This window comes from Segetibacter koreensis DSM 18137 (assembly GCF_000374045.1).
GTDB classification, from domain to species: domain Bacteria; phylum Bacteroidota; class Bacteroidia; order Chitinophagales; family Chitinophagaceae; genus Segetibacter; species Segetibacter koreensis.
Genome location: NZ_KB893381.1, coordinates 247,128 through 258,827 on the forward strand (window position 1 = coordinate 247,128; position 11,700 = coordinate 258,827).

The 11,700-nt window shown below is 39.5% G+C and carries 15 protein-coding genes and 1 pseudogene; 5 read left to right on the forward strand and 11 right to left on the reverse strand.

Annotated elements, in window-relative coordinates; all coding sequences use genetic code 11:
* Positions 1-318: 318 nt before the first annotated feature.
* Positions 319-801, reverse strand: a complete 483-nt coding sequence (locus tag B154_RS0125030; RefSeq protein WP_018617104.1) for a VOC family protein — start codon at positions 799-801, stop codon at positions 319-321.
* Between the two features lie 348 nt (positions 802-1,149).
* Complete coding sequence (locus B154_RS33675) at positions 1,150-1,281, reverse strand: hypothetical protein (RefSeq protein ID WP_281166912.1); 132 nt, start codon at positions 1,279-1,281, stop codon at positions 1,150-1,152.
* Positions 1,282-1,902: 621 nt separating this feature from the next.
* On the opposite strand from B154_RS33675, the gene B154_RS29730 reads away from it, so the two are divergent.
* Positions 1,903-3,909, forward strand: a complete 2,007-nt coding sequence (locus B154_RS29730) for an outer membrane protein assembly factor BamB family protein (RefSeq protein WP_018617105.1) — start codon at positions 1,903-1,905, stop codon at positions 3,907-3,909.
* A 205-nt stretch (positions 3,910-4,114) separates the two neighbouring features.
* Here B154_RS29730 and B154_RS34045 read toward each other — a convergent pair whose 3' ends face one another.
* The 6 genes and pseudogenes from B154_RS34045 to B154_RS31095 form a co-directional block, all read right to left on the reverse strand.
* A complete protein-coding gene (locus B154_RS34045; RefSeq protein ID WP_425423124.1) occupies positions 4,115-4,363 on the reverse strand; it encodes an ExbD/TolR family protein in 249 nt (82 codons plus the stop codon).
* Positions 4,264-5,132: pseudogene (locus B154_RS34050) on the reverse strand (type IIL restriction-modification enzyme MmeI). The gene B154_RS34045 and the pseudogene B154_RS34050 overlap by 100 nt, the downstream one beginning before the upstream one ends.
* A 94-nt stretch (positions 5,133-5,226) precedes the next feature.
* Complete coding sequence (locus B154_RS33205; RefSeq protein ID WP_018617107.1) at positions 5,227-5,397, reverse strand: hypothetical protein; 171 nt, start codon at positions 5,395-5,397, stop codon at positions 5,227-5,229.
* Between the two features lie 5 nt (positions 5,398-5,402).
* A complete protein-coding gene (locus B154_RS33210) occupies positions 5,403-5,636 on the reverse strand; it encodes a hypothetical protein (RefSeq protein WP_018617108.1) in 234 nt (77 codons plus the stop codon).
* A gap of 30 nt (positions 5,637-5,666) precedes the next feature.
* Positions 5,667-5,816 carry a response regulator gene (locus B154_RS32635; protein WP_018617109.1) on the reverse strand — a complete coding sequence of 50 codons (150 nt, stop codon included), beginning with the start codon at positions 5,814-5,816 and terminating at the stop codon, positions 5,667-5,669.
* A 41-nt stretch (positions 5,817-5,857) separates the two neighbouring features.
* Positions 5,858-6,064 (reverse strand): response regulator, encoded by a 207-nt coding sequence (locus B154_RS31095; RefSeq protein WP_018617110.1) that lies wholly within the window; start codon positions 6,062-6,064, stop codon positions 5,858-5,860.
* A 225-nt stretch (positions 6,065-6,289) separates the two neighbouring features.
* On the opposite strand from B154_RS31095, the gene B154_RS0125065 reads away from it, so the two are divergent.
* From B154_RS0125065 to B154_RS31100, 3 genes are all read left to right on the forward strand, one after another.
* Positions 6,290-6,883 (forward strand): DUF4136 domain-containing protein, encoded by a 594-nt coding sequence (locus B154_RS0125065; protein ID WP_018617111.1) that lies wholly within the window; start codon positions 6,290-6,292, stop codon positions 6,881-6,883.
* Positions 6,884-7,001: 118 nt separating this feature from the next.
* The gene (locus B154_RS0125070; RefSeq protein ID WP_018617112.1) at positions 7,002-8,240 is read left to right on the forward strand and encodes a DUF2254 domain-containing protein; all 1,239 of its coding nucleotides are present in this window, start codon (positions 7,002-7,004) and stop codon (positions 8,238-8,240) included.
* A 238-nt stretch (positions 8,241-8,478) separates the two neighbouring features.
* Entirely contained in the window at positions 8,479-8,766 is a 288-nt protein-coding gene (locus tag B154_RS31100) for a mechanosensitive ion channel domain-containing protein (protein ID WP_018617113.1), read from the forward strand.
* Between the two features lie 119 nt (positions 8,767-8,885).
* Here B154_RS31100 and B154_RS0125080 read toward each other — a convergent pair whose 3' ends face one another.
* The gene (locus tag B154_RS0125080; RefSeq protein ID WP_018617114.1) at positions 8,886-9,284 is read right to left on the reverse strand and encodes a hypothetical protein; all 399 of its coding nucleotides are present in this window, start codon (positions 9,282-9,284) and stop codon (positions 8,886-8,888) included.
* A gap of 49 nt (positions 9,285-9,333) precedes the next feature.
* Positions 9,334-9,531 carry an ExbD/TolR family protein gene (locus tag B154_RS33520; protein WP_018617115.1) on the reverse strand — a complete coding sequence of 66 codons (198 nt, stop codon included), beginning with the start codon at positions 9,529-9,531 and terminating at the stop codon, positions 9,334-9,336.
* 44 nt (positions 9,532-9,575) lie between these two features.
* Here B154_RS33520 and B154_RS33680 point away from each other — a divergent pair, with 44 nt between their 5' ends.
* Entirely contained in the window at positions 9,576-9,704 is a 129-nt protein-coding gene (locus B154_RS33680; RefSeq protein WP_281166913.1) for a hypothetical protein, read from the forward strand.
* 58 nt (positions 9,705-9,762) lie between these two features.
* Here B154_RS33680 and B154_RS32645 read toward each other — a convergent pair whose 3' ends face one another.
* Positions 9,763-9,921 (reverse strand): hypothetical protein, encoded by a 159-nt coding sequence (locus tag B154_RS32645; protein WP_157580951.1) that lies wholly within the window; start codon positions 9,919-9,921, stop codon positions 9,763-9,765.
* Positions 9,922-11,700 lie beyond the last annotated feature (1,779 nt).

Below are 11,700 nucleotides of genomic sequence, written 5' to 3' on the forward strand. Positions count from 1 at the left end.
CGAATTGTTCGCGCCCCTAGGCATTTTTATAGGAAACGCACATTATTGTTAATAATTGTATGGTATACTCAATCTTTGCCCTTAAGTTTTTGCTTTTGCAATCCCCTTACTAAATATTCCAATAGTTTACTTACGCGACAAAACGAAAAATTTTATTCGCTAGGTTTCGTTGATAAAGGATTGGGGGCGGAAGCACAGGAATACTGCTTCAACTAACATAAATCCTTCTTTTGTACCCAACCTCAATACTTTTACTAAGCCTCCTTTGCTTCCCAATTTTTACATTTGTGCTCCGTGCGACAAATCCTGTACTGCATGTTAAGGAGCCTCCTGCTCAATTGCATCTTTTATTTTTGCAACATCAATTTTCTTCATTTTCATCATTGCTTCAAATGCCCGTTTTGCTACTTCGCCACCCCTGGCCATTGCATCAGTCAGAACACGGGGAGTGATTTGCCACGACAGTCCCCATTTGTCTTTGCACCAGCCACACTCACTAGCTGTGCCTCCGTTGTCAATAATCGCATTCCAATAAAGGTCAGTCTCGGCCTGGTCGTCTGTAGCAATTTGAAAGGAAAACGCCTCGCTATGTTTAAAGAAATCGCCGCCGTTAAGTCCTATACAAGGTACTCCACAGACAGTAAACTCTACTGTAAGCACGTCGCCTGCCTTGCCTCCCGGAAAGTCTGAAGGCGCCTGAAATACCTTTCCAACGGAACTGTTGGGAAATGTATTTGCATAAAAGTGAGCGGCATCCACCGCGTCGTTATTGTACCATAAACAGATTGTGTTCTTTTGCATGGCTACATTTTTTATGTATTTAATCGTTGTTTGCCTTTTATAAATTGAGCAAATTAATCCAACAAATCTGAAGCAATATACTCTTTGCTTATAGAATTTCAAAGAACGGGGATAGTGGTGAAAATCTTTGTACAGCTGGTCATCTAACGGTAGGAACAAAAGTAAATTTTTGTCACTCTGGCAACCAACAACTGCAAGAACCCGTGGGGTCTTGGAACACAAGTAATGGTAAAAAATTGCTTTACAACTGGTTTAAACGCTGCCAAAGTGCCGTTGGGTTGTCTTTCGAATTTTTAGTGTACATCGCAAATGCTTAAACCTGTGGGTGGGAGAAAAGTATAAGTTTTTCTAGCCGGCATTTAGAATGTCGTTCGCCACCGTAGTGTCAATGCTTGTACTTGTATAACCTGGATGTAGCCTAACATTTGCTGTAAACGTTAGCAGTTGTTTTCCAAATACCACATAGTCGGGCTTCTTCATTTGCCTCGGTAGTTAGAGACGTACTGAGAGCAGCGGAAAGTCAAGGAGTGCTGGGGAGGTAGAGTAGAAAATCCGGAGGATCACTTTTAAAACACCCCAATAGTAGCGATTCATAGTTATTTGTGGACAAATAACTTCTTGATTTCTAAATATTTAATGCTAAAAACTTTTATTTACAAAAAAGTACCCTTACTTTTAGAAATCAATGCTTCTGTCAGCTCATTTTATTGTTGTTCAACTTCTCTTCATCCGCAGTAGATTTTAAAAAAGCATTGTTACGGACCAATACACCACCCCAACAAGGGCGCTTTCACTATCATGGTTTATCGAATAGACGATAAATACCTCCAATATTTATGCTCCTCAACTATCCTAATAAAAGTTTTAGGTGATAATTATTTATTTACGGTTAAGCTACTTAAACGAGTTATACTAATAACCTAAAATCTTTCTTTTAAGGTGACACGTGCTGCATGCTCAGGTATCCTTCATACTGTTACGAGCTAATCAGATGATCAGGATCCGTTGAGTCCAACACTAAACTCCAATTCAAAACTTAGATCGTTTTGACTTCTATTTAATACCCTGAATGTTTTTTTTAATCATTTAAAAACAAAAGAAATGGAAGAGAAATTTGACAAATCGAACGTCTTGAATTTATCAATGCAAACATCTTTGATGTTTAAAAAAGAAAATCACCAAAGCTGCAATTATCGAAAGCTCATTTCATTTATGTTGTTGTTAACGCTCTTCTCATCCCAATTGATAGCGCAGGATAAAAAGCTATGGTTGATGGGTGGGCAAAACCTTAATAACACACGCAATGCTGTTGAAGAAAACACGTTATCTGCCAAAAATGTTAGCGATCTAACTGTAAAGTGGACGTTCACAACAAGCGGTGACGTGTCCGCTACTCCCGCAGTTGACGAGGATGGTGTATATTTTCCTGACTGGGGCGGCAATCTATATAAAGTGAACTCTGCCACAGGTGCACAGGTTTGGAGTAAAATGATTAAAGATTATACGGGTCAGGTTAAAGGCCTTGCGCGAGCCACACCAGCCCTTTCGGGAAATACGCTTGTAATTGGAACACAATTAGGCTTTCCCTTCGAAGGGGCTTATGTGCTTGGTATAAACAAGATGACGGGTGCGTTGCTCTGGAAGACAAAGGTAGAAGATCACCCGCTATCAATCGTCACACAATCAGCTACAATAAACGACGGAAAAGTTTATGTCGGAGTAGCATCCCAAGAGGAAGGTTTTGCTGCAGACAACAGTTATCCGTGCTGCTCTTTCAGGGGAAGTATGCTTTGTCTTGACTTAAGTAGCGGCCACATAATATGGAAGACTTACATGCTGCCTGAAGGTAAAGGCTTTGCGGGAAATGCTGTATGGGGAAGCACACCCGTAGTTGATATGAAACGCAACTCTCTTTTTATAACTACCGGTAACAATTATAAGGTTCCACAGGCAATCCTCGATTGTCGGGCAGTTGGCGGCGGCGCAGCAGCGGTAAAGACATGTATAGAGGCGGTACCTGGAAGTGCTGAAAATTATATTGACGCTATTGTAGCGATAGATTTAAAAACCGGGGCTATAAAGTGGACAAAGTCAGCCCTTCCTTTTGATGCCTGGACCGTTGCTTGCTTTATCCCCGGCTCTGCAAATTGCCCCGAGAACGCTGGCCCCGATTACGATTTTGGACAAGGCCCTGCTTTATTCTCTGCAGGAACAGGCGCTAATAAAAGGGAGCTATTAGGAGCTGGACAAAAAAGTGGAACTTATTGGGCAGTAGACCCTGACAATGGAGCAGAGGTATGGCGTACCGAAGTAGGACCTGGGAGTTCTCTTGGAGGTCTCGAGTGGGGTTCGGCAGTTGATGACAAACAGATTTATACTGCCGTTGCAAATTATTATTACATTCCTCATCTTATGACAAAAGGACCAGGAGCTGGCAACACAGTAAAAGGAGGATTTTGGGCGGCGTTGGATGCTACAACAGGTGTTCTAAATTGGGAGTATGCAGCAGACAAACTACCTGCAATTGCTCCTCCACCCGGAACCACTGCCCCTAACCTTGGAATGGTAACAATAGCTAACGGAGTAATGTTTGGCGGTGCGCTTGATGAAAAAGGAACAATGTATGCACTAAATGCCGCTACCGGAGAAAAATTGTGGTCTTTTGAAAGCGGCGGATCCGTTAATTCAGGGGCTGCAGTAGTTAAAGGAAATGTATATTGGGGAAGCGGTTATTCTAACTTTGGACTCGGAACCCCTAACAATAAACTATATGCTTTTTATGTTCCGAATAAAAATAATAATGCAAACAGTATTGTTGCAAGAAGCTCTGCTATCAGTAATAAACTCGATCAGCTAAATACATCAAACAAAAGCATTTCCATTTACCCCAGCCCCGCTAAGGATGTACTTCAGGTTATGTCTATCGACAAGAGCATGATAACTTCGATACGGCTTTTTGATCTTTCAGGCAAGCTGGTAAAAGATTTTCGCCCATCCCAAACTTCCAGCGCAAAACTTGCTGTCGGCAGCATTAAAACTGGAAGCTATGTTATTAAGGTTTCTACCACGACGAGTAACCTATCCACGCAGGTGTTAGTAGTGCATTAATTAAAATTAATTGTAGTGTTATAAATTGTAGCGGGGAAAGTCAAAAGAATACGGCTTTCCCCGCTTTTTTTGCGAAAATTGTAAGGATTGACTTAAGCTCGAAACCGAAGACGCTAGATTGTTTACTTGTTACATCACGTACTTCTTTTAAGTTGGTAACTTTCAAACTAGCGTTTTCTAACTTTCCTTCATAACAATATACCTTTCAGGATTGAGATGACAATAATGTTAAAGCCCCACCTTCTTTAGTAGGCATTGAATTTCCCTTATCGTCCGGCATTACTAACTTCATAGTCGCGGGCTGACTTAGGGCTATAGTAAATATAAAAAAGGTAATGAGCAGGAAACCTAGATCTACCATTCGAGTAAGATCAACACGTGTTGAGAGTCTTTTTGACTTTGCAGTAACTGCAGTCTGTTTTTTGTGGCTTTCGCCTGGAGAAATTTCCGCGATAGCTTAAGATTTATATTAAGATGCCTATTAGCTTGAATTCCATATTCTATTACAAGGTATTTGGATTTTAGGCCAATGGAAAATAGCCTTTGCGTCCATCGCACTTTACAACACGGAACCGAAGATGGCGGGAGAAATTTTCCCCCACGCGAGCAGCAGCAATCCATTAGTATCTTTCGCATCTGGCTTTCGAAAGCAGCGGTGGGCAAATGTTCTTCAAACAGTTTACCATTTACATATGGGAAGGCATTGAGGCTTTCGTTGATGTTGCGGAGGTACTTTTCTTTGGGCGTGTTGAGTACCTCGGAGAGTTGTGCAAGTGTTGCGGCAAGGTTAGTTCCATCTTCTTCAGTTGTGACGTCGAGGTAATCGTAAAGAATACCCGTTCATCAAAAATAGCTGTATCGTCGGCAAACAATAAGAACACGAGACGAACGAGGTATAACTCAAGCGAATTACCTTCGCAACCGATGTCTTTTAGTTTATCGTGCAACAGAGCCATTAGTTCGGCAGCTTCTATATTTACCGGGTACTGTTCTTTGTAAGTTCGCTTTTGATAACCAGAAATGAAGCCAAACAAGCGCACATGATCTACGAGTTGCGATAGATTGAATTCGTATTGCTGTCCATCTTCAAGGTCGTATAGTTTGAAGCGTTCGAAATCGCTTACAGGTATGTATCTGGGAAGTTCTTTTTCGGTCAATCCGGGAAAGGTTGAAGAAGTTTCTCGAACGAAAAGACTGTTTGGAATTTTGATTAAACTGCTCATCCGTTAATCCTCCTGCTATCTGCTGTACGACGAATTGCAAGGGCCAAATAAAGGGAGCTTTACCTTCACAATTAGAAAGATTTGGTTGTTAATACTACTTGCCCCCCGGATATTGAACGTTGGAGTCATCTTCGCCTGTTATAAAAATGGCTGTAGGTTTATAAGGCGTTGTCGTTGTAAGTGAACTTTTCAATGTACTCGAAAAAAGTCCACTGGACGTATTTAACCTACCGATGTTTTTTGTGCCGTTATGTTCAGTTTCCATCCAAACTACGTAAGTGCTTTTAGGGGGACTAATCTTTTTGGCTCTGCCAGCCGAATAACTTTTAAATCAATGCTGTAATTCTTATTATTGTCCTTTTTAATTTTTACCGAACCCTCTGCTGTAGGCACTACTGTTGATTTGGCGAAACTTATTTTTCTGGAACAAGAACTAAGAAAAAAAATCATAAATATCGAGAGTAAAACCGGCAAACCAGCTACCCTTAATTTTGTTGGCTTCATTGTATCTATTTTTATGTTTCTATTCAATTTTTAAAACCGATTAAAAATTGTTCCTTTATTCAGGTCGTTTATAATTTCCGCTAAAGCAATGAAACTTCCCCGTTTAACTACGTAAAAATCGGCGCCTATTTCAAAGCAATACTCTACATCTTCTTTAGCCGAAGATGTAGAAAATATCATAATAGGTATAGAATTGTACTTTTTATTTTCTCTGATAGTCTTTACGCACTCAATCCATTCATCCGAGGCATATTTAAATCCAGAATAACAACATCAGGAGGTTCCTCGTTCTCTGATAGTTCTATAAGCTTTAAACCATCTCCTGCAGTTACTATTCTAAAGCTTTCGTTACATTCTTTTGCAACCGATTGAAACAGTTCGATATCATCAGCATCATCAGCTAATATGATGCGTTTAAATGTAGACATTGATAGAGTTGAGGAAAAAGAACTAACGGAATGTAAATGTCGTTTTTAGCAATTAGAGATAGATTAGTGATTGATTAGAACTGTATTAGAATTGGCTGGTAGTTAAATATTCCACATTTTCCCGTTCATTTTATTTCTAAACTTAATCTAATCTTCTTTTAATCCACCCTTAATAACGCCCAGCTAGTTTCGTATCTAATTTAATTATTTCAAAAAAGATACAATATGAAAAAGATAATATTTTCCATCGTCCCTTTTTTATTCTTCCTGCTGTTTCAAACTGGTTGCACAAGCAAAATGACACCTACTGTAGCTAAAAATGCGGACCTTTCAACTAACTATAAGAATATAAAGACCTACTCCTGGACTTCGGATATTGATAATATACCTAATGACCAGCTTTTTATAGGGATGAACGGTATATACATTTTCAACAATGAATCTGCAAGAAAAATGATTAAAGATGCTATTCAATACGAGCTTGACTCTCGCGGGTATAAAAAAGTGAAAGGCGACAACGGCGATATGAAGGTATCTTTTTCAGTGTTGGAAAGAGAGGGCAGATTAAAAACTACTAATGGCTATGTAACCTTGTCTTCCGGCGAGAAAGTACGTACAGACGACAACGTCAGTTATACAGATGTAAAGCCTGGTACCCTTATCATTAACCTTATCGACTCTAAACAAAAAGTGCAGATCTGGCAGGGTTTTGCTTCAGGCATTTTGCAGCCTGATAATCTTAGAGATCAGTCTAAGGTGAGACAGGCGGTATCCAGCATTTTTTCAAAGTTCCAGCACAACAACCATAGTAATATGTAAGAACTAAAGCTTTTGCCGATAACCCTGGCGACGGTAAACAGTTATCGACACTAACATCATTAAAAGGGGGCGCACAGTTATTGCAGGATCTATGTTGTAGCCAAAAAAGCACGATTGTATGGAGGCAATTATAAAGTGGTTTAGAGTTCGTTATAGAAGTATTGTAAATAGTATTGCCTTTCTGCCAGCTATAATTGCCTCCCTTTTTTTAGTGTTGTCATGGCTAATGATAGCGTTCGATTTTTCAAATGCGGGAAAAAATATAAAATCTCAACTACACTGGTTAAGTTTAAAAGATGCTACTACCGCCAGGAGCATTATCTCATCAATTGTTGCCGGTATTATATCTCTTACCGTCTTTAGTTTCTCTATGGTTATGATTGTTTTAAACCAGGCAGCATCACAAATGAGCAACCGGATTCTTGATAAATTGATAGGCAACCGGTCTCAGCAATGGCTGCTGGGATTCTATATTGGTACTATTGTATATGCACTTTTTCTGCTTAGCGCTATCCGCGATATTGATTCGGGTATATATGTACCTGCCTTAAGCACTTACCTGTTGATCACACTGACCATCATCGACATTTTTTTATTTATTTATTTCTTGCACTACATTACTACCTCGGTTAAGTATGAGACTATTATCGGCCGAATTTTCAAACAAACTAAAGAAAGTCTCGAGAAGAGTTGTAACCAGAAGAAATTCATCCCAAGGGAGCCAACTACGGAACAAGGAGTGAGAATTACAGCTAAAACGTCGGGCATATTCCAGGGGTTTCAGCAAGAAAAGCTGCTGAAGCTGTGCGAAGAGGAAAACCTGTTGATTTCGTTTATTTATGCTGAAGGCACGTTTATTTTAAATGGGTCGCCTTTTGCTGTTGTCTTACATGCAAAAAATATTTCAACAGAAACGGGAGATAAAATTGCTTTCTTAACCTACATAGAAGACAGTGAAAAAATAGAAAGCAATTTTTACTATGGCTTCAGGCAATTAAAAGAGGTAGCTGTTAAGGCATTAAGCCCTGGTATTAACGATCCGGGAACTGCTATTTTAAGCCTCCATGCTTTAGCAGACTTACTGGCGTTTCGATCGTGTAATTATCCTGAAAGTGGAATAGGGGATTCAAAAGACCGTGTACGAATCCTGGTTAATGAGAAAAGCTTCGACCAACTATTTGTCGAATATTTTTTGCCAATTTGGGATTATGGCAGGAACGACCGTTCTATAAGACAAGAAGTACGGTTAATATTAGTTCAATTACGAATGCAGACAAAAAACCAACTGGTCAGTAATCTTTTACAGGAAGTGGAAGCATTGGAAAGCGACGCAATTACGTTGAAGCGTGACTACTAGTGCGTTCGCAGAAGTACGGTGGTATTTGATCAAACATTTATAGTGCAGGAACTGTTATCTATTAAAGCTTGTTATGGATAAAATTATAACGCGACTGCATACTTATTACATCGCTTTTTTAAAAGCAATACCGCGTATTGGATTAGCAATTTTAATCTTAATCATAGGTATTATTGTTGCCTCCTAGATTACCAAAGTCATCTGGGAAAGATTGATCGGTAAATCGCACGATCCATTAATGAGTGGTTTTTTAGAGAAAGCAATTAAACTGGTCTTGCTAATTGCTGTTTTTCTTCTTGCTTTAAACATTGCTGGGTTAAGCAGCATAGCCGCAGCAATAATGGCAACTGCCGGTGCTTCGGCTTTGGTAATAGGTTTTGCTTTTAAAGATATCGCCGAAAATTTTCTGGCAGGAACCATTTTGGCATTTAATCGTCCCTTTCATGTTAACGATACAGTGCAGGTAGAAAATGTTTTTGGCAAGGTGAAATCAATGCATCTAGTCCCTTTACCGTTAAAGCAATAAATGGAGCAAATAGCCCCGTAGAAGATAAGTAGCCAAATTATAAGAAATGGGAGGCATAATGGAATTTGTTGAACTTTAAAATTTGTATAGCGCCTCCCATTTCATTTAAAGCCCCGTTATCAATTTGCCTTCTTATCGCTTTTTTTGTTGTTCGACTTAGTTCCATTATTTTTAAGAAGTTCATTTGATGCTTTTTTGCCTATTGCATTTTCCGATGCAGAGCCTTGAGGAGATCCGCTGAGTGTACCGCCGCCGGCTCCTCCTGTACCCACCGGGCTGCCTGGCGTATAGTCATGCTTACCATGATGAAGGGTAACAACTTTACCACCATGTATCGCAGTTCCAGGCGGAAGGTTTGATTGTTTCAATTTAGAAACTTTTGACTGCCCTGTTTTACTCTTATTGGTTGATTCGGCAAAGGTGTTGCTTTTTACTTTGTTAGTCGCTTTGCTCTTTGCCTGAGCATTTACCAAAGTAGTTGATAGTGTAAGCGCTGTTATAAGAACTAGTAATTTCATACTGTTGCTTTTATAAACTTACTCAATAATGTTGCCATACCCCTCAAATTTAAAATATTATAACAATAGACCTTTCCGGATTGAGATGGCAATAATGTAAAGCCCCACCTTCTTTGGTAGGCATTGAATTTCCCTTATCGTCCGGCATTACTAACTTCATAGTCGCGGGCTGACTTAGGGCTGTAGTAAATATAAAAAAGGTAATGAGCAGGAAACCTAGATCTACCCATTCGAGTAAGATCACCATGTTGAGAGTCTTATCGACTTTGCAGAAACTGCAGTCTGTTTTTTGTGGCTTTCACCTGGAGAAGCCTAACATCTGTTTCGAATCGGGATAGCGAACAAAGAAAAGACGCAGCATCAACTTCATTAGCCACGCCGGGAGTTTCGCCAGACGAGCCTGAGCATCCGTCAGGGTGAGCTCAACTAAGGCATCGAGGTTCCTATTCTGCGCTAGCTTCTTCTCGTAGCCCGCCTTTCAGGCAATGGGCATCGAGCCGTCGATTGACACACCAGGCTCATACACGGCTATCTTTGTGAAAGTATTGTTGTTTCTGGCAGCTTCTAAGGCAATCAATCCACCATAGTTGTGCCCTACCAAAAAGTTTCCGCATGAATCTCGCTGCACTGCAAGCACGTCATCAATTTCCTTTTGAATGCCGTAGGCGTCGGCTTGTGCGCCAGTTCCGCCTCGACCTAGGCGCTCCCGGAGTATGTCCGGCAAAGTTGTCTGCAAGGGCCGAAGCGAAGACAGCATAGTCGCTCGCCATCGAACGGACGCTGGGGAGCACCATTACTCCCGGTCCCGTGCCCACTGAGAGGAAACTGATATTCGTTCCATCCTTAGAGATCACAGTTCGAAATTCACCTTTTCTGTTGGTTGACTTTGTCTTCGACATGATCGTCCTCCTTAGAGTGTGATCATATCTCTGGCTACATATCAAAGGCAATAACGCACTTTGGCACCTATCGCCATTCAACAATTTTATTCTGACTAACGTAAGAAAATAGGGTTTAGAAGTCATGCTGTTACTATTCCTAATCCTTCGCTTGCGATTTCAAATTTACTGATTTGCTTCTTCATCTTTTTAATTAAGACCAGTTTTCTTTTCTGAAATAATGGTTCGGTACAAACACTTTATTTAAACAGAAATGGAGGAGATGTTATCCTAGGATCAGAATTATTATTCACATTCTAGTTGAGCTTCACTTATGAAGTCCCCAAGTTCTTCTGGTGATTGACCTTCTTTCACTTTGCTTCTATCTTTAAATATTTCAACAATGGTAAGCAAGATGTTTTTTCAAAATAGGTTGCAATATTCATTCCTTAAAATCAAAAAGCTGGATAAAAATCCAGCCTTTGTTTTAAAAAAAACCTATCACCTCTTTAAAAGTAGTACTTTTATATTAGCATTATAATTAATTCATCTTTTTGCTTTAAGATTAATCTATACATTTAAAATAATTTAATAAAAGAATAGGGAGCAGAACTTTGCTCTTGAGGGGGTCAAGTTGCAAGAAGTTAACTGCTCCCTTTATATATTTCAATGTTAGAACTTCAGTTAATTTCAAAGGTACCTCTTTGCTGAGGGATTTGAAAAAAATGATAGTGAGACAGTATGAGCGTCACTACATTTCATTCCGCCAATTTATAATCATTTCGTTAGTAGAGGAACCCGCTTTTTATCTACAATAAGCCATAAGGAAAACTCGACAATGGATCTGGCTACCACATCCCTTTTCATCTTTCGCTATATTAATTAGCAACCCGGAACTTGTTAGCAGTAGTGCATTACCTTGTCATACAGTTCTTTCAGTTGGGTATCACCGAAACCATAAATACTTTCCCTACTCCAGAATTCTTTAAATACCTGCCGAAAATCTCGTGAAATATTTTTGGTGATCTCTTCCAAAACTCTTTCAGGTCTTCCCTTCATGCCATCTTTTGGAAAACGTTCAACATGCGCTTTTACTACTTCTTGCAAATACGGAAAAACGGGAGATTGATTTTTTGCAAGACGAATTAATTCTTCAAGATCGTCACTCTTATAAGCTNTCCATAAGTCTTGTCCAAATTGCAAATCATTATCATTTAAAGGAATTCTTTCAGCAAAACAAATTTTCAGTTCACTTGATGTTGCCTGTCCAAATCCATTCCAAAACTGTTTATCATTTCTGCCCAAATAAGAAGTATAAACAGCATAAACTTTTTTCTTTATTGACAAACTATTGATGATTGAAATAACGAACCACATATTAACCTGGCAGAACAAGTCATACTCAAACCAAAGATTGAATTCGGTATTGTCAGGCGCATTAATTATCTTTTCAAGTTCTTTTGCAACGCTGCTATGGTATTCAGCTTCTGTCGATCCATAGTATTTGGCTCTTGATCGCCAAAAATCATTCAAATTGT